At 37.5% G+C, this 17,998-nt stretch carries 16 protein-coding genes; 8 read left to right on the forward strand and 8 right to left on the reverse strand.

What is annotated here, in order from left to right; all coding sequences use genetic code 11:
• Position 1: 1 nt before the first annotated feature.
• From ACY650_RS10845 to ACY650_RS10865, 5 genes are read right to left on the reverse strand one after another with little or no spacing between them, the layout of a single operon-like run.
• On the reverse strand, positions 2-445 hold the full coding sequence (locus tag ACY650_RS10845) for a 3-hydroxyacyl-ACP dehydratase FabZ family protein (RefSeq protein WP_462247428.1): 444 nt from the start codon (positions 443-445) through the stop codon (positions 2-4).
• Positions 442-1,221, reverse strand: a complete 780-nt coding sequence (locus tag ACY650_RS10850; RefSeq protein ID WP_462247429.1) for an SDR family oxidoreductase — start codon at positions 1,219-1,221, stop codon at positions 442-444. The genes ACY650_RS10845 and ACY650_RS10850 overlap by 4 nt, the downstream gene beginning before the upstream one ends.
• Before the next feature lie 23 nt (positions 1,222-1,244).
• Positions 1,245-2,363 (reverse strand): hypothetical protein, encoded by a 1,119-nt coding sequence (locus ACY650_RS10855; protein WP_462247430.1) that lies wholly within the window; start codon positions 2,361-2,363, stop codon positions 1,245-1,247.
• On the reverse strand, positions 2,363-3,316 hold the full coding sequence (locus ACY650_RS10860) for an NAD-dependent epimerase/dehydratase family protein (RefSeq protein WP_462247432.1): 954 nt from the start codon (positions 3,314-3,316) through the stop codon (positions 2,363-2,365). Before ACY650_RS10860 ends, ACY650_RS10855 begins: the two co-directional genes overlap by 1 nt.
• 1 nt (position 3,317) lies before the next feature.
• Positions 3,318-4,523: an aminotransferase class I/II-fold pyridoxal phosphate-dependent enzyme gene (locus ACY650_RS10865; RefSeq protein ID WP_462247433.1), complete on the reverse strand. Its 1,206-nt coding sequence runs from the start codon at positions 4,521-4,523 to the stop codon at positions 3,318-3,320.
• Positions 4,524-4,624: 101 nt separating this feature from the next.
• Between ACY650_RS10865 and ACY650_RS10870 the strand changes: the two genes are divergently transcribed.
• On the forward strand, positions 4,625-5,359 hold the full coding sequence (locus ACY650_RS10870) for a phosphocholine cytidylyltransferase family protein (protein WP_462247434.1): 735 nt from the start codon (positions 4,625-4,627) through the stop codon (positions 5,357-5,359).
• Here ACY650_RS10870 and ACY650_RS10875 read toward each other — a convergent pair whose 3' ends face one another.
• The gene (locus ACY650_RS10875) at positions 5,360-6,673 is read right to left on the reverse strand and encodes an inositol-3-phosphate synthase (protein WP_462247435.1); all 1,314 of its coding nucleotides are present in this window, start codon (positions 6,671-6,673) and stop codon (positions 5,360-5,362) included.
• A gap of 190 nt (positions 6,674-6,863) precedes the next feature.
• Between ACY650_RS10875 and ACY650_RS10880 the strand changes: the two genes are divergently transcribed.
• The 7 genes from ACY650_RS10880 (at position 6,864) to ACY650_RS10910 (ending at position 14,599) form a co-directional block, all read left to right on the forward strand.
• Positions 6,864-7,490, forward strand: a complete 627-nt coding sequence (locus ACY650_RS10880) for an L-threonylcarbamoyladenylate synthase (protein ID WP_462247437.1) — start codon at positions 6,864-6,866, stop codon at positions 7,488-7,490.
• A complete protein-coding gene (locus ACY650_RS10885; RefSeq protein WP_462247439.1) occupies positions 7,487-8,104 on the forward strand; it encodes a WbqC family protein in 618 nt (205 codons plus the stop codon). The genes ACY650_RS10880 and ACY650_RS10885 overlap by 4 nt, the downstream gene beginning before the upstream one ends.
• 142 nt (positions 8,105-8,246) lie before the next feature.
• On the forward strand, positions 8,247-10,808 hold the full coding sequence (locus ACY650_RS10890; RefSeq protein WP_462247440.1) for an ATP-dependent Clp protease ATP-binding subunit: 2,562 nt from the start codon (positions 8,247-8,249) through the stop codon (positions 10,806-10,808).
• A gap of 101 nt (positions 10,809-10,909) precedes the next feature.
• Entirely contained in the window at positions 10,910-11,482 is a 573-nt protein-coding gene (locus ACY650_RS10895; protein ID WP_462247441.1) for a hypothetical protein, read from the forward strand.
• The gene (locus ACY650_RS10900; RefSeq protein ID WP_462247443.1) at positions 11,479-11,766 is read left to right on the forward strand and encodes a winged helix-turn-helix domain-containing protein; all 288 of its coding nucleotides are present in this window, start codon (positions 11,479-11,481) and stop codon (positions 11,764-11,766) included. Before ACY650_RS10895 ends, ACY650_RS10900 begins: the two co-directional genes overlap by 4 nt.
• Positions 11,767-11,816: 50 nt before the next feature.
• Positions 11,817-12,518, forward strand: coding sequence for a tetratricopeptide repeat protein (locus tag ACY650_RS10905; protein ID WP_462247445.1), 702 nt, complete (start codon positions 11,817-11,819; stop codon positions 12,516-12,518).
• Positions 12,515-14,599, forward strand: a complete 2,085-nt coding sequence (locus ACY650_RS10910) for a carboxypeptidase-like regulatory domain-containing protein (protein WP_462247447.1) — start codon at positions 12,515-12,517, stop codon at positions 14,597-14,599. The genes ACY650_RS10905 and ACY650_RS10910 overlap by 4 nt, the downstream gene beginning before the upstream one ends.
• On the opposite strand, the gene ACY650_RS10915 is transcribed toward ACY650_RS10910, so the two are convergent.
• Complete coding sequence (locus ACY650_RS10915) at positions 14,596-16,626, reverse strand: hypothetical protein (protein WP_462247449.1); 2,031 nt, start codon at positions 16,624-16,626, stop codon at positions 14,596-14,598. The genes ACY650_RS10910 and ACY650_RS10915 overlap by 4 nt on opposite strands.
• A gap of 122 nt (positions 16,627-16,748) precedes the next feature.
• Positions 16,749-17,966, reverse strand: a complete 1,218-nt coding sequence (locus ACY650_RS10920) for a hypothetical protein (RefSeq protein ID WP_462247450.1) — start codon at positions 17,964-17,966, stop codon at positions 16,749-16,751.
• Between the last annotated feature and the right edge of the window lie 32 nt (positions 17,967-17,998).

Here is a 17,998-nt window from a genome sequence, read left to right on the forward strand (position 1 = left end):
TTTACGCTTCTGCTTTTACAACCATTCCTGCAAGCTCTCCTTTAGCCACCACCGTTCCGTCGGTTTTTTTGCAAGTGACCGTACATTTTAACTTGCCAAAGCGAAAATAGACTTTTTTTGACTCAACAATAAGTTTGTCGCCAGGGATAACTTTAGAAAGGAAGTCAACATTGGCACTGGTGAAGGCTGGCAGAACTTTAGAATTCTCATCCAACTGCATCAGATGCATGGCCAATGTGACAAGGCCAATTTGGCACATAATCTCTGTTAATATAACACCAGGAACAATTGGGTTGCCCGGGAAATGTCCCTCAAGATAAAATTCATCTTTTCGAATGGTGTAACTACCTACAGCACCATAATCATCGAGAGATTCTATTTCATCTACAAATAGAAAAGGTTCTTTATAAGGAAGAAGTCGAAGTATGTTATCAAAATTACTCATATCAAATGCTCACCTCCATCTACATGAATAAGCGCTCCATTGATCCAGTTTGCCTCAGGTTGAGAAAGCAAATAGATCGTATTAGCTACATCTTCTGGGGTTGTCAGGCGTTTAAATGGATTTCTTTGCTTTGATTCTTCTATCAATTTATCTGATCCAGGGATCAGTCGTAAAGATGGTGTATCTGTTACTCCAGCCTGTATAATATTTGCTGTAATGCCGTGAGGCGCAAGTTCTATCGCTAAATATTTTGAAAGGGTTTCAAGTGTTGATTTAGCAAGTGCTACTGCTCCATATCCAGGCCAGAACTTATCATTTCCTTCAGAAGTAAGTGTCAGTACTTTACTACCATTCGTAAGTAGTTTTCTTTCTAGAAGCTCATTTGTCCAAACCTGGAGGTTAGTGCCCATGGCCTCAATAGTTAAGGCAAGGTCTTGAGGGGTGAGTTTGGGACCTTCTGAAACGAATGGTTTGAGGTTTCCTCTAGATACCGCGTGAAGCACAGTGTCGAAATTTGAAATCCCGGATTCTTTAATAGTCTGAACACACTCATTGATCTTTTCGGGATTAGTAGCATCGATGTTAAAATTCTCAATTTGAACTCCAAATTGGTTCTTTAGATTTGAACATATTTCCTCAAGATCAAGAACACCTTGCTTCCTATCCCTATGAATAATGACGAGATTGCAGCCATGCGATGCTAGCTTTTTTACAGTGGCTAAACCAATACCACTTGACCCACCAATAATCAGTGCATGCTTACCATTCAGTTCCATTCTGTGAAACTACTAAACTCAGCTTAAAAATGTTTGATGAAACAGCTGCGCTTTATTTTACCTACATCTATATCGAATTCGTTCCAAGTATTAAGAACGTTTTTGTTGTCTTCCAGCATTGGCCCTGAAGCCATGTATTTTATGCCAGCCTTCTCATAGATTTTTTGCAGGTAATCATAAATGAGCGCATGTATACCTAATTTTTGATACCTAGGTTTGACTGCTATTAAAAATAAGTCTGCCAAATCATTGAAATAAAATGATTTTAAAACATGGATGAATCCGAACGGGTACAAGGATCCTTTGGCTTTTTGAAATGCTTTAGAAAGTGAAGGAAGGGTTAGAGCAAATCCCACAACCTCATCTGACTCATTAACTATTATGCAAACAAATTCTTTTCGGATAAATCCAAAATATTGCTCAACGTAATAATCTATTTGTTTTGGGGTAAGTGGATAATATCCATAGAGATTGGAGTATGATTCATTTAGTACATCGAATACACCTGGAGCGTACTTTAAGATCTCTTTAGTGTTCTTGAATTTCTTCACTTTCACCTTAAATCGATCTTCAATAATTCTTACTGCACGGTCAACTTTTTCTGGATTCTTACTTGGTGCTTTACCCCTCAGTTCTACCCAGGATGCAGCTACTTCTAGGTTCCAGGATTTATAATGATCGATGTAATATGGATGATTATAGATTGTAGCTTGTGTTGCTAACTCTTCATATCCTTCCACTAAGGCACCTTCAAAATCAAGATCTGTGAAGCCCATAGGTCCATGGATTGCGGTAGCTCCCTTTGTTTCTACCCATGATTTAGCAGTTTCAAGAAGTAGGTTAGATACTTCTTGGTCATCTATAAAATCTATCCATCCAAACCGAGCAAGTGATTTTTCTTTCAACTCATGATCCAATACAATAGCTGCAATTCTTCCAACGATTTTTCCATCCCTTTCAGCAACCCAATATTTAGCTTCTGAATGATCGAATGCTGGATTCTTTTCTTTAAGAAGCGTACTCATTTCAAACTCAATGAGCGGTGTTACATAGTATGGGTTGTCCTTATAAAGTCCAAAAGGAAACTTAATGAATTGCTTAAGTTCTTTTTTGTTGGCGACTTCCTTGATAGCTAGCGACATCAGATAAGTTTATTTTTCTGGTAATATTTCAGCGCATCTTCAAATCCTTCTTTCAAAGATATTTGAGGCTTTACTGAAGAGTGACGTAAATCTGTGGTGTGAAGATCCCAATGTTGAGAGATTTCGTCAAACTTCTCTAAAGTTATTCCTGGCCTTTTATTAATAATCTTATGCCAAATGTCGGATGAGCCCATTGAAAATTTAGCAAGCCACTTCGGTAATGGGAATTTTCGAACTCTTTTGTTGAGAAGCTCTTCAAAAACACGAATGAAGTCTTGATGCAAATAGGTATTTCCATCATTATAGTGTAGAATCCCCGGAGCAGTTTGCATGTCATTCACAATCATTCTTGCTAAATCTTCTGCGTGTATCATACTCATGCGCTGACTGCTATCCGTGACTGGATACACCCCCATTTTTGCCCCCTTAAACAATGGGAGGAAAGCCACATCGCCTGCCCCATATATTGCCGTTGGTCTTACCAATAAAAAGTCAGACATTTTTTCTTGTATCACCTTTTCTGCCTGAAGTTTACTTCTTCCGTAATGTGAGACTGGCTTGTTTACAGAGGCCGGTCCTTGAGCTGCATATGAAGATGTATATACAAACCTGCCTTTCTTTTTAAGGAATTGAGTTGCTAACAAAGCGTCAGTGATTGCGGTCGTGATTCCAACATTTACTTGATAGTATTCTTCATTGACCAAACTGACAGTCATGCCAGCATTATGAATGAAGTAGTCAATATCGCCGACATCATTCTTGATATGATTGAATTGATCCTCTAGTGAGGATCTATAGTCAATCTCATGAATTGAGAAAGTAGAGTCATTAGGGAGTAGTGATTTATTTGCATTAGCCCTAACAAGAGCATGCACTTCAATCTTTTGCTTGAGGCATTCTTTTACGAGGTAAGACCCTAAAAAGCCATTTGCCCCAGTGATTGCAACCTTCAAACTAGGCTACCTCAGTTTGACGTTTTACATCCAACTCATTTGCAACCTTTAAAATCTTATCAATTGCAATATCTATTTGCTCAATGGTGTGGGTTGCCATTAAAGAAAATCTAATAAGAGTGTCTGTAGGTGCCACTGCAGGTGCCACAACCGGGTTTACAAAAACACCTTCTTCAAACAAGCGCATAGTCATTTTATACGCTTTTTCATTGTCTCTTATATAAATTGGAATGATAGGAGTTTCAGCATATCCAGTGTCAAACCCAAGTTCTTTCAGTCTCTTCAATGAATAATTTGTGTTCTCCCAGAGTTTCAGTCTTCTTGAATCGTCAGACTCCATGATTTCCAATGCAGCAATAGTTGCTGCTGTGGAAGCAGGTGTCATACTTGCACTGAATATTAGAGAGCGTGCAACATGTCGGATGTACTGTATTGTTTCTTTATCTCCAGCAACGAACCCACCAAGTGAAGCGAGTGATTTACTGAAGGTTCCACCAATTAGTTCAATGTCGTCGGAAATTCCAAAATGATCTGGGGTACCTCTTCCGTGATCACCAAGCACTCCGATAGCATGCGCACAGTCACTCATTACTGAAGCGTTGTACTTTTTAGCAAGCTCAACTATTTCTGGAAGCTTTGCAATGTTTCCTTCCATGCTAAATATGCCATCTACTGCAATGATTCTATGATTAGCATCTTGCAGTTGAGATAATTTCTTTTCAAGCGATTGCATGTCATTATGCCTAAAAATCACAGAGGAGGCATCACTCAATTTAGCACCCTCATACAGTGAGGCGTGATTAAGTCTGTCGAGTAATAATGCATCGCCTTGTTTTGCGATAGTAGGTAAGACACCTAGGTTTACTTGAAATCCTGTACTGAATACAAGCGCTTCTTCTTTATTGAGAAATTTTGCAAGGTTATTTTCAAGCTGCTCGTGCATGTCTGTGGTTCCATTTAAAAATCTAGAACCTGAACAGCTTGAGCCATATTTACGAACTGCAGCTTCAGCCGCTTCGATTACTTTAGGATGTGTAGTAAGGCCCAAATAACTATTAGAACCGAACATCAATACATCCTTTCCGTTCACTTTTACCTGCGTCTCTTGCTTAGACTCAAACGTTCGGAAGAAAGCATAATACCCGTTCTTTTTAGCATCCTCCGCTAGTCTAAAACTTGAAAATCGATCTCTCAAAAATTTCCCCATTTTGCAAATTTAGTTATATCACTTGGAAACATTTTCGTAACATTGACATTTGAATCGAATCCCAAGTCAATATTGACATATTTCTTTAAAAAATCCCCAATTTGAACCTTGTAATATTAGCTGCTGGTAAAAATACCCGATTAGATACAGGCATCCCAAAAAGTCTGGTCACTTTAAACGGTGAAACTTTAATGTCTCGCCATATCAGAATATTTAAAGCCTGTGGAGTTGAAAAATTTTGCATAATAAGTGGCTACGGTTCGAATAAGTTACAAGCAGCACTTCCTTTACTCAGTAAAACCCATAACGCAGACATAACCATTTTGCATAACGAGAGGTTTGATCTTGAGAATGGTTTTTCAGTTTTTCGTGCCAAAGAATGGGTTGAAAAAAATGGCATGAATGATTTCTTCTTAACTATGGGAGACCACGTATTTGATCCAGACTTTGTCAATGAATTCGTTGAAAAGTCATCAAGTCTTGAAAATACACTGCAATTAGCAGTAGATATGCCTGGTGAATCAAATAAGCACATTGATATAGATGATGTTACTAAAGTATTGGTAGATAGCGATGGCTTCATTGATTCAATTGGAAAAACAATTCCTGACTACAATAGGTATGATACTGGGTTGTTTCGTTTAAAGGCTGAAGTTTTTAATACATTTCAAAAATCCTTTGACAATGAAGAGTATACAATTTCCGAATCAGTTTCAAAACTGATGGCCGGTCGTGAAGCAAAATCAGTATTGGTAGAAGGGTACACCTGGAATGACGTTGACAATCCAGATGACCTTCAAAGTACCATTAACCTGATGGATCAGAATTTACTTTGATCAATCGTAGTAATCCAATCCTAAGTTCGTAATCAAGTCTTCTCCTGCTAAATGGCGAAGCGTGTTTTTAAGCTTCATCAGCTGCACAAATATGTCATGCTGTGGCTTAAGACCTTTTAGCGCTTGTGGAGATTTTAGATAGAAGGATAACCACTCTTGGATTCCTTTCATCTCCGATCTCTTAGCAAGATCAAGGAATAGCGCCAAATCAAGAACTAAAGGCGCTGCTAAGATCGAGTCCTTACAAAGGAAATCTACCTTAATCTGCATTTTATATCCTAACCATCCTTTAATATCAATGTTGTCCCAGCCTTCTTTATCGTCACCTCTTGGTGGATAATAATTGATTCTTACCTTGTGGTATAGGTCACCATAAAGCGTTGGGTGAAGTTCAGGCTCAAGAACTTGCTCAAGCACTCCAAGTTTAGATACTTCTTTGGTTTTGAAGTTGTCAGGATCATCAAGTACTTCTCCATCTCTGTTTCCTAGGATATTTGTAGAGAACCATCCATCAATACCTAAAGATCTTGCCTTAAGTCCAGGAGCTAATATGGTCTTCATTAATGTCTGACCAGTTTTAAAATCTTTACCAGCAATAGGTGCCCCTGTTTGTTTTGCTAATTCTACAAGACAATCAACATCACATGATAGGTTAGGTGCTCCATTAGCATACGGTACACCCATCTTGATTGCTGCATATGCATAGATCATGCTAGGTGGAATGTCCGGATGATTGTTTCTAAGCCCCTCTTCAAATTTTTCAATTGTAGAATGAACTTCGCTTTCCTCAATATAGATCTCTGTAGATCCACACCATACCATGACTACTCGTTCGCAGTTATTCTCTTTTTTGAAGTTGGTAATATCTTCCATTAGCATCTCTGCTAATTCCATCTTGTTGGCTCCCTGCTTTACATGACTGCCTTCAAGTCTTTTGACATAGTTTTTGTCAAAAACAGCTTTCATTGGCTTGATCTGCTCAAGCTCGTCTTTTAATTCATTTAAAAGATCTTTATCCAAAACCTGAGCATGCATTGCTGCTTCGTATGCGTTATCCTCAAATAGATCCCAACCACCAAGAGCTACATCTTCAAGTGGTGCAAGAGGAACAAAATCTTTAATTAATGGGTTTCTATTTTCTGTTCGCTTACCAAGGCGAATGGTGCCCATTTGTGTTAGTGAACCGATTGGTTCGGAAAGTCCTTTACGGATACTAAGTACACCTGCCATGAACGTAGTGGCTACCGCCCCCATTCCTGGAGTTAAAATTCCTAGTCTGCCATTTGGCTTTTGGATAGTTGTATTGTCTGACATTGCAGTTTTATTTCTTTTGTAGTCTTTCGGTAAAATCTAATGTCATAATATATAGGTGACATCCCTAAAGAAGACATTAAATTTTCCGCAAAATAAATTAATCCATACTGGATAAGCTTAACATTTTGGTAATTTGATCTTTAAATCTTTGAATTTTAGCCTTGTGAGGTAATTCAAACTTTGGAATATTATGGCTGCTGAGTTTATAAAGTTATATTCTGCGAACCCTGAAAGAAGGAAAATCGAGGAGGTGGTAAGGGTACTTCGCAACGGGGGAGTAATTATATATCCTACCGACACGGTTTATGGATTGGGGTGTGATATTTTTAATCAGAAGGCTGTTGAACGTATTCGTCAAATTAAGGGGATAAAAGGGAAGCACTTGAACTTGTCTTTTATATGTTTTGATCTGAGTCACATTTCTGAATACACAAGGCATTTGGATACGCCTACGTTTAAATTGATGAAGAAGGCGCTACCTGGACCTTATACATTCATATTAGAATCTTCATCTAAGGTTCCAAAAATTCTTAATGTGAAGAAAAAAACGGTTGGAATTCGAATACCAGATAATAACATACCAAGAGAAATCGTAAATGAGCTAGGTAATCCAATAATTACCACTTCTATCCATGATGACGAAATTCATGATCACGCCACAGACCCAGAGATTATTTATGATGACTTTAAAAATCTTGTGGATATAGTCATTGACGGAGGATTTGGACAAGTGCATCCCAGTACGGTAATTGATTGTACCAGCGGAACCCCACTACTGATTAGAGAGGGTATGGGAGATGTAAATATTATCTCATGAGTAAGCTGATAATAGAACCTCATTACCTGGGTAGCTTAGAGTATTTCACGCTCTTATCTCAATATCAAGAAGTTTGTTTTGAAGTCAATGAATCATTCCCTAAACAGACTTTTAGGAATCGAGCATATTTTCTTACTTCCAACAAAATCCAGCCGTTGATTATTCCTGTCAAATATTCCAATAGGGATAAAACTGAAGATGTTAAGGTTGATTATTCGCAACGTTGGATTAAAGATCATTGGGGTGCCTTTTATTCAGCTTATGGGAAAGCTCCTTTTTTTGAATATTTCGGAGAAGAGTTTAAAGGTATTTGGGAAATGAAGAAAGAGGGCTTGGTAGATGTATGCCTTGAATTTATGACTCTTATTTTCAAAATACTTCAATTAGATATCGAAGTTTCTTATACCCCAGATTTTCAAAAACACTATGAGAATGATTTTAGGAATGTAGTAAATCCTAAGAAACCGTTTTCTGATCGAAAAATATACGATCCAACACCCTATGCTCAGCTTTTTGGTGATACATTTGTTCCAAATCTGAGCATAGTGGATTTGATCATGTGTGAAGGACCAAACGCGGCACAAATTTTGAGCAATTCATACCTGAGAAATTGACCTAACGAAAAGAAAAATCGAATTACATGAAGTATTTCGATTAGATAATGAACAAATCCGAAATTGCTCGCGTTTTTTCATCTACATTAAGGGATATCATCGTATATCTTATATTTTTACTAAAAAGCGAAAGGCGATACGCATGTCAAAAGAGGCAAAATTTTCAAATAGAGTCAAAGAAGTAATCTCACTTAGTAGAGAAGAGGCCCTTCGGCTAGGACATGATTACATTGGCACCGAGCATCTCTTACTAGGTATGATTAGAGAAGGAGAAGGTGTTGCAGTTAGCGTAATGAAGAAGCTTGGTTTATCCATGAAGGAGTTACGATCTGCAATTGAGCAAGCTACTAAAGGGACGGCCACCAGCAATGTCAAGAATCTAGCTAATATACCACTGACTCGTCAATCAGAGAAAGTATTAAAAATCACATACTTGGAAGCAAAGATTTTCAAAAGTGCACTTATAGGTACTGAACATTTGCTGCTTTCAATCTTAAGAGATGAAGATAATCTTGCAACTCAAATACTCGAGAAGTTTGAAGTAAATTATGATCTAGTGAAGGAGATGCTTGAATATCAAACGGAGAATCCGATGTCTTCGGCAGATACCGATGATCCAAATGATGAGGGTGATGAACTTTATTCGAGCAGTCCGCGAGGATCTGGAAGATCTAGTGCAGGCAAAGAGAAAGGAAATGAAAAATCAAGGACTCCTGTCTTAGATAACTTCGGAAGGGATCTGACAAAACTTGCCGAAGAAGAAAAACTCGATCCAATTATTGGTCGAGAAAAAGAAATCGAACGAGTAGCTCAAGTATTGAGTAGAAGAAAAAAGAATAATCCAATACTTATTGGGGAACCTGGTGTGGGTAAAACAGCCATAGCTGAAGGGCTTGCTTTGAGAATAGTTCAGAAAAAAGTTTCTCGAATTTTGTTTGGAAAGCGTGTTGTGACTTTGGACTTAGCTTCATTGGTGGCAGGTACAAAGTATAGAGGTCAATTCGAAGAGCGGATGAAAGCCGTAATGAATGAGATTGAAAAATCTCCCGAGGTGATTCTGTTTATTGATGAGCTTCACACTATTGTTGGAGCTGGAGGTGCCTCAGGCTCATTAGATGCTTCAAACATGTTCAAGCCTGCGCTAGCAAGAGGTGAGATACAATGCATCGGTGCAACCACACTTGATGAGTATAGACAATATATCGAAAAAGATGGGGCGCTTGCTCGTCGTTTTCAGATGGTAATGGTAGATGCTACCTCTCCTGAGGAGACACATCAAATCCTTGAAAATATTAAGGAGAAATATGAAAATCATCACCATGTAAATTATACACCAGATGCAATCAAAGCGTGTGTAACTTTATCGGATAGATACATTTCCGATCGCTTCCTTCCGGATAAAGCAATAGATGTAATGGATGAGGCAGGGGCACGTGTTCACATCAACAATATCAATGTTCCAAAGATCATTACGGAATTGGAAGAGAAGATCGAAGATGTGAAGAAAGAGAAAAATAAGGTAGTTAAAAGCCAGAAGTACGAGGAGGCTGCGCAGCTTCGAGACAAAGAGAAGAAGCTAATCGCTCAGCTAGAAGACGAAAAAGCGAGATGGGAGGAGGAAACCAAGACGAAGAGATATGAAGTAAGTGAGGATAATGTAGCTGATGTAATAGCTATGATGACAGGTATTCCGACCAAACGAATAGCGGAGAATGAGAGTGAAAAACTACTCACGATGGGTGAAGATCTTGAGGGTAAAGTCATTGGACAGAATGATGCCATCAAGAAACTATCTAAGGCAATTCAGAGAACAAGAGTTGGACTAAAAGATCCTAAGAAACCTATTGGGTCATTTGTATTTCTAGGACCAACGGGTGTTGGTAAGACGGAGATGGCAAAGGTTCTTTCCAACTTCTTATTTGATAAAGATGATTCGCTTGTCCGCATTGACATGAGTGAATACATGGAGAAGTTCTCGGTTTCAAGACTAGTAGGTGCGCCTCCCGGATATGTAGGTTATGAGGAAGGTGGTCAATTGACTGAAAAAGTTAGAAGAAAGCCATATAGCGTTGTACTACTTGATGAAATTGAGAAAGCGCACCCGGATGTGTTTAATATATTACTTCAGGTATTAGATGATGGTGTATTAACTGATGGACTTGGTAGAAAAGTTGATTTCAGAAATACGATCATTATTATGACTTCTAACATTGGCGTTAGAGATCTTAAAGATTTTGGTGCTGGTATTGGTTTTGCCACACAGAGTAGAAAGGATAGCATGGATGAAATGATGAAGTCTACTATTCAGAATGCTTTGAAGAAAACTTTCAGCCCAGAATTCTTAAACAGACTTGATGATGTGATCATTTTCAACTCTCTAGAGAAAGAAGATTTATTCAAGATTATCGATATCACTTTAGGTAAGTTGTTTTCGAGAATTACTGACTTAGGATATGGAATTGAATTAACCAAGAAAGCTAAGGAGTTTCTTGCTGATAAAGGTTATGACCCACAATATGGAGCTAGACCGTTGGCTAGAGCTGTACAAAAGCACCTTGAAGATCCGGTGGCCGAGGAAATCCTTAAAGGAGAAATTCAAGAAGGTGATACCTTAGTTGCAGATTGGGATGGAAAGAAAGAAGAACTCAATATTAAGCTTAAGAAAAAGAAAGCAACAAAAGCACAGGATAAGAAAGAAAAATAGAATAAAGGGTAGCATAATGTCTACCCTTTATTTTTAATATTTGGTTTATAATATAAACTAATTTATTTTTGTATCGTATTTATAGTAAAATCTATAAAATCATGAGTAACAAAGAACTAACAAAAGAAGAGAGCTTAGAGCTAATCACGAATATGATTGGACAAGCTAAGCGCAATGTTGCTAAGGGCGGAAGTTTTTATTTCCTCCTTTGGGGCTGGGTAATAATGCTTGCTAATCTTGGGCATTACATCCTTGAGAAATTTGAGCTTTACGATCATCCATATATAGTTTGGACATTAATATTTCCAGCTGTGGCAATAACTATTTGGTATAGTGCAAGGCAAGGAAGAAATGCTACTGTTGTAAGTCACTACGATAGAATTTACGGGACGATCTGGGCATGTATTTTTGTGACGATAATTACCCTACTTGTTTTTGCAGACAAATTGGCTTTCAATCAGAATGCGGTAATACTCCTTTTTTCAGGATTAGGAACATATTTAAGTGGCTCTTTACTAAGATTTAAGCCATTGCTAATTGGAGGCGTATCTTTATGGGGAGCATCTATTGTAGCATTTAATGTAAGTATTCTGGATCAGTATTTGGTTGCTGCAGTTGGCTTATTGATTGGATATTTGGTGCCAGGATATTTATTAAGAAAAGCAGAAAAATGAGTGGTTTTGTACAACTAGATCCCTTATTGCATTCTCAATTGAGACTTGCAGTGATGTCACTTTTGATAGGTGTTGATTCTGCTGAGTTTGTATTTATAAAGGAAAAGACTGGAGCAACTGCTGGTAATCTAAGCGTGCAGTTGGATAAATTATCTAGTGCAGGGTACATCAGTGTGGTTAAGTCCTTCAAAGGCAAGAAGCCACTCACAACTTGCAGTATTACAAAAGTTGGAATCAAAGCATTTGAAGATTATGTAAATAATCTTAAAGGATATATAGAATAATTTTTTTGTAATTATGGTTTATAAAATAAACTACTTTAAATAATAATAAAATGAAAAAACTACTAACAATCGGAATGCTATTGATGGCAGGGCTGTCGATAGCACAAACATCAAGTCAAATGCAGTACGCTGCATATCTAAATGCTAGCAAAACGATGTGGGAGCGCAGCATCGGACAAGCAGAAAGCGAATATGGAGAAAGAAGTTTCGAAAAAGCTGTGGCTATGTACGGTCTATTGAGTAATACAATGGCCACAAAAGATGAAGAAACTTTTGACGCTAATGTGGATGAAACTATAGATCTTCTCAAAGAGATTATTGATACCGACGAAGCTCATGGAGAGGCAAGAGCAGTATTATCCTCCGTCTATGGATTAGTGATGGCGTACAGTCCAATGAAAGGCATGCTGTACGGTATGAAAAGCTCCTCTTTAATGGATGATGCTATTCGTTTATCTCCTGAGTCTCCGATCGTACAAAAATTATACGGTGGCTCCAAGCTATATACACCTGAGATGTGGGGAGGGAATGCTGAGAAAGCTGTTCTTGCCTTTCAAAAATCAATTGAACTATTTGAAAATGAAACAGCTGAAGAGAACTGGCTTTACATGGACACGCACATGGGCTTGGCGATGGCGTACAATAAGGTGAAAAAAAGAGAAGAGGCAAAAGCAACATTGAAGAAAGCGATCTCTATGGAGCCGCAATATCACTGGGCCAAGGCAGTTTTATCACAGTTAGAAAAGTCATGAGGTCTTTTATAGCCATATTTCTATCGCTTTTCTCGATTTCTTTATTTTCTCAACGAACGCTGATGGGGCATGTGGTGGATGAAGAAGGTGAGGGGCTAATAGGTGCTCATGTCTACTTACTGAACAATTGGAGAAAAGGGGCTATCACGGATATTGATGGAAAATATCAATTAGAATTAGGGTCTGGTGATGAAAAAGATTCTCTAATTGTATCCTATATTGGTTTTGAGGAAAGGCTAATTCCGATTCAAGATGGTACTAGAATAGAATTAAAGCCAATAGAGACTTTAGTTGAAACAGTGGTGGTTACAGCGAAGCCATTGATCGCAGAGGAATTCAAGTATATGGAAATCAAGAAGCTTGATATCTATACTAACCCGGCCGCAAAAGCTGATCCAATTCTAGCGGTAAACTCATTGCCTTCTGCTACAACCACAGATGAATCTGCAAACATTAGTTTGAGAGGAAGTAGTCCGCTTGAGACGGGCGTATTTATGAATAGCGTGCCCATCTATGATGGTGTGCGTTATTCTCAACTAAATGGCATTGGGACTTTCAGCATATTCAATACGGCAATTATAAAAGGGGTGACTGTATTCCCCGGAAATCCTCCATTGGAGTTTGGAAATGTTACATCAGGGATTATTGCTATGGAAACGGATGATTTAGTGCTTGATGGAAATGCTAATTCACTTTCGATCAGTTTGGCCAGCATCGGATATGCTCGCGAACAGAAAATTAATGATAGGCAAAGTCTCAAATTATTTACCAATTGGCAATTGAGTAGTCCTATTAAAATGGTAAATGAAAGTGCTTTGGAAGACATTGAATCATTTAATTCTAACGATTTTGGTCTTTACTGGTATGGAAGTAATAATTGGATCAACTGGAAAATTCTAGGATATGGTGTTAATGAGGGTTATGAATTTAATTTTCAGCACCCAAGTTTTTCTGGAATTTTTGATCAGGAGAAGCAAAGAGGATTTTTGATTTCTTCTTTTGAAAAGCAAGTGGGTAACGGCACTATTAGTATCAATAAAGGACTGAGTGCGAGTCAAGGAGATTATACGTATTCAAATGTGGCCTTCAACGTACAGAAGAAAGATCTTTTTCTAAGCGCCAATTATCTCTTAACAAGAAATAAGTTCAATCTAAAAGCAGGCTTAAGTTATGATTATCGTAACTCGTCGATAGATGGTAATTTTCATGAATTGAGTTATGCGCTAAATACGAATCATCCAACTTTAGACTTATCAAATGGAATAGCTCTTAAAGTCCTAGAAGGATATAGTTATCTAAAGTATCTCGCCTCTGATAAGATCGCTATTGGTGTTGGAGTAAGAAAAAACGTACCTATTGATCAAATATCAGACTACTTAAGTAGTCAAGGTAATGTTTCTTATTCAGGTGATGGATGGACTATCACAATGGGAGTTGGGAAGTATCATAAAAATAGCCTTGTAGAGAATACAGGAGAACCTTTTGAATCAGAGAGTATTCAAAAATCTATTGACATTAAAAGGGACATAAATGGCCTAGAAGTAGCTCTAAGCTTGTTTGATAAGAATGGCACCTTGAACAAGGAAAAATATATTTCAAGAGGTCTAGAAGTATTTACTAGCTATCTATTTGCTTCAAAAATCAATACTTCTGCATCTATCACCTTGCTAGATGCAAGCAATGAGGGTGAGATATATGCGTATGATCTCTCTTATTTCTTTCGTGGTAATATTTCTTATTCTCCAGGTCGATTTTGGACCATTGAGACAACAATTGTAACTAGGCAAGGGTCAACCACTAGGGAAGTGGCCTCAGCTAATTACGATGAAATCTTAGATGTTTACATTCCCAATTATTCAGAGGAATCATTACGGCTTGCGTACTACTCGAATATTGGTTTGTCGGTGAGCAAAGTATTTACAATTTCTGAGAAAATGAACATTATCGCTTTTGCCAGCATAAACAACATCTTGGATCGAAAAAATCAACGTGGGTTTGAATATAATGCTGATTATACTCAGAGGGATAATAGCTTATTCTCATTAAGAACGGGGTATTTTGGGGCTGTTATTAACTTCTAATAACCTCCCCAGAATTTCCTTAGGAACCACTCTGAAGAGAATAAAATAAAAATTATTAGGTACCACCACCAAGCACGAAAAAGTGGTATTAAGTCTTCCTCACTTTTTATTACTGGCTTAAAATCTTTCGCTTTTATATCCTGTATTACTTGAGAGGCGTTGCTAAAATCAACAAAAGAGCCACCGGTTTTATCAGATAGGTTCTTAAGTATCCGATGATCTGCGGCGAGGTTTAAAAATTCTGGATTAATATTTTGGACAGAAAATTCACCTTTATCTATCAATTTCTTGTCACCAATTTGTGTGCTCGCCGAATATTGATAGATGCCTGGTTCGAAAGTTGGAGATTTGAATGTGTTGTTGAATTCAGAGTCTGTAAAAGAGAAATTCTGTTGATTTCCATCTTTTGAAGTGATTTCGATATCAATAGTGTTATTATACGTTCGCTCATAAATATCATTATAAACTTCAGCATCGAAAAGTATTGGTTCAGTGTCAGTAAAATTGTTTTCTCTGGTTGTGAATCGGAATTGTTTTTTATCATTCTTTACGGACAGAAACTGAACAGTCTTTCTGATTAGATTTTCAAATTGTTCGGCATTTCCATTCAATGCTGACTCCTGAAGTTTCCATTTCCAAATATTCTGACCAAGAAGTACAGCACTTTTCTGTGAACCATCGTCGAATACTGCCATCAAAGGTTTTTGTGTTTTGACACTTCCTAGCTTTTGGTACATAAGAATTTCGACAGGCCCGCTCAAGCTATAATTACCAAATGGCACTTGGATAGGCGGATATTCTTCAAAAGCTGAGACATCTTCAATTTTATACTTACTGAAATTTTGGTTAAATGACCCAACAACTTTGTCAGGCTGTGAACCTCTTCGCTCGATATTTAGAAAAGAAAGTGTTTTATTGACGGAGGTAATTGAGCTTTCATTGCTCAGAATGTACCAAAGTCCAGGCTTCTCTTTCGGAACGTAGTTCACGCCAGAGGTAAAGGCACCATGAAAAATCACTACATCAAATACTTCACTTGGTTTTTCATCATGTATTTCAGGAATATAAACTTCGGTTCTATAATTTCCGGTCTCCGAAAGGATACTTCTAATGGCTTTAATATCAGGATGTGGAGCGTTGGCTACAATTAAAACCTGTTGTCTGCCATCAATTACCTCCATAAAAACATTTGACTTGTTGTTTTCCAGAGTAGACTCATTCTCTTGGTCATCGATTTTAGCAACTAAATGCCTTAAACCTTCATTTTCGGATTTAACTACAAATTCAATTTCTTGTAAGGAATTTCTAAGTCTTATGCTTTGTTCAGCAATCACTTTGCCGTTTTCACTTAGCTGAACATTGACAGATTTATTATCAAATCCCGTTTGACTGATTTCAAGAACTATAGGACTTTCATTGTCCTTAAAAGTAACCTTGTTATATAGCGTCCTAGTGATGCTGATATCTTTTGGAGGGATTGTATCCCCAAGCCCGATTGAAAAAATCGGCGCCACATAATTTTTATAAAGGGGTGAGCTGCCACGATTGTAGATGCCATCAGTAAGCAAAATGGTCCCAGCAAAGTATCTATTATCCATTTTTTCATCAACATCATCCATTAAGTTGGAAAGGTTTGATGTAGACTGATTAAAGTTGGTAGAGTCATTAAATGATGTGATTACAACCTCAAAGTCATTATCAGAAAGCTCATCTTTTAAATCTTCAACTAATGTTAAAATCTCATCTTCTGAATGTGTTCTTTGAATGATTGATTGAGAATTATCAAGTGCAATATTGATAATGGGATCCTCCAGGCGATTGCTAATTTTTATGATGGATGGTGAAAGAAGCAACGTAAGTAATGCGGCAATGCCGAGAAATCTGATAGATGCCAAAACCCAATTTTGGTATCTATTCCATGGTACATTCTTTTTTGCATAAAGAAAATAGGAAAGAATAATAGAGACTAATATTATCAGTACTACCCACCAGCCAGAGTATTCTAAATGAAGAAAGCTTCTATCCATTAATTGTATTGTCGATTTGATTGCGAAGATAGTAGATGAATTGGTGCATCTGGATTAATAATCTATCTCAGAAAATCAATACGAGTAACATTGCTATAAGGATATTATAATTTTTTAAGAGGTTAATTGATTATTCCGGCGATTTCGGAAGCTGAAATCTTGTTCAATGTAATTCGCTCAAAACGTCCAGCGACGAATGTTGTGCCAAGAATTAGAATCGAGTTGTCAGATCCAACTTTAACAGATTTGAACGTGAAAGGATTGAGGAATCCAATTCTATGTGATCCACTGATTTCTCCAGTTTCAGAATAAAAGTTAAGTAGTACTTGTCTTCCTTTCGTTTCAGCAGCGAAAACAGAAAAATTGGCTCCAGTGGAATATCTGATGATTTTGGCTGGTGTATATGATTTTAATTCAGCCATATCTCCGGGATATAGATCTGCACTAGAAGATATCCCTCCAGTCGAAAGAGTCGAGCTAGCTAGTTGATAGTTATCGTCAAATTGAAAACCTGCAACCGCAAAATCACTACCACTTAATGGGAGTATTGCCCTGATTCCAGCATTTGATGATTGACCTTGAACGACACCGCTAGGTGAATCGGAGAAATCTGTAAAAACTAAAGAAAAACTGTAATTGTAAAATCCATTGAAATAATAATTTCCAGTTGATACCTCTCCGCAGAAAAATGGAAGCGGTCTTTCATTAGTATTTAGGTAATGATTGACAATCTCTTCTTCCACATCGTCACCTGGTCCGATAGAATATCGATTGCCACCTAAATACATTCCCTCCAAGGATATTTCTGATATTTCAGTCTCTTGTGAAAGAGGGTCATAACTTTGAAGTAGTAAATTTCCATTACTTAGAACACTGGAAGAAAGTGGATAATTAGTTCCACCTATAAGAGCTTCTGACACTACCTCTAGCTGTGGGTTGACAGCTATTAGCACAGCTTCCAGAGATGTAGGGTTCATGGCAAAGAAATAGCTATTACTGTCTGCTTCATTCAAATACATATCGCCAACAGGTACTACATAATCGTTCAATGCTACATCTGTGACATAATTTCCCTCTTCATCTATTTTAATAAGACGAATGCCCATAAAGTCTGTATTAGTAAGTTCCGTACCACTTAAAACGATATACCCATCTATTGTCTCGACAACATCTATGGGTCTATAACTTAAGTCAATATTCGAGTCGTCATAAATTTTTAAAAAAGACTCACTTAACGATGGCTCATCATTTGAACATCCATTTATTAATATTGCTACAAGTACAATCAACACCGGTCTGGATATTGATGCTGACTGGAAGAATTGAACTATTGATTTCATAGAGATATTTTTCAACTTGGAGAACATCTGAG

This window comes from Ekhidna sp., from assembly GCF_963691765.1.
In the GTDB taxonomy this organism is placed as follows: Bacteria; Bacteroidota; Bacteroidia; order Cytophagales; family Cyclobacteriaceae; genus Ekhidna.

Coding starts and splice junctions, on each gene's coding strand:
- ACY650_RS10845 (WP_462247428.1), bottom strand. CDS start 445: ATGAGTAATTTTGATAACATACTTCGACTTCTTCCTTATAAAGAACCT.
- ACY650_RS10850 (WP_462247429.1), bottom strand. CDS start 1,221: ATGGAACTGAATGGTAAGCATGCACTGATTATTGGTGGGTCAAGTGGT.
- ACY650_RS10855 (WP_462247430.1), bottom strand. CDS start 2,363: ATGTCGCTAGCTATCAAGGAAGTCGCCAACAAAAAAGAACTTAAGCAA.
- ACY650_RS10865 (WP_462247433.1), bottom strand. CDS start 4,523: ATGGGGAAATTTTTGAGAGATCGATTTTCAAGTTTTAGACTAGCGGAG.
- ACY650_RS10875 (WP_462247435.1), bottom strand. CDS start 6,673: ATGTCAGACAATACAACTATCCAAAAGCCAAATGGCAGACTAGGAATT.
- ACY650_RS10880 (WP_462247437.1), top strand. CDS start 6,864: ATGGCTGCTGAGTTTATAAAGTTATATTCTGCGAACCCTGAAAGAAGG.
- ACY650_RS10885 (WP_462247439.1), top strand. CDS start 7,487: ATGAGTAAGCTGATAATAGAACCTCATTACCTGGGTAGCTTAGAGTAT.
- ACY650_RS10890 (WP_462247440.1), top strand. CDS start 8,247: ATGTCAAAAGAGGCAAAATTTTCAAATAGAGTCAAAGAAGTAATCTCA.
- ACY650_RS10895 (WP_462247441.1), top strand. CDS start 10,910: ATGAGTAACAAAGAACTAACAAAAGAAGAGAGCTTAGAGCTAATCACG.
- ACY650_RS10900 (WP_462247443.1), top strand. CDS start 11,479: ATGAGTGGTTTTGTACAACTAGATCCCTTATTGCATTCTCAATTGAGA.
- ACY650_RS10905 (WP_462247445.1), top strand. CDS start 11,817: ATGAAAAAACTACTAACAATCGGAATGCTATTGATGGCAGGGCTGTCG.
- ACY650_RS10910 (WP_462247447.1), top strand. CDS start 12,515: ATGAGGTCTTTTATAGCCATATTTCTATCGCTTTTCTCGATTTCTTTA.
- ACY650_RS10915 (WP_462247449.1), bottom strand. CDS start 16,626: ATGGATAGAAGCTTTCTTCATTTAGAATACTCTGGCTGGTGGGTAGTA.
- ACY650_RS10920 (WP_462247450.1), bottom strand. CDS start 17,966: ATGAAATCAATAGTTCAATTCTTCCAGTCAGCATCAATATCCAGACCG.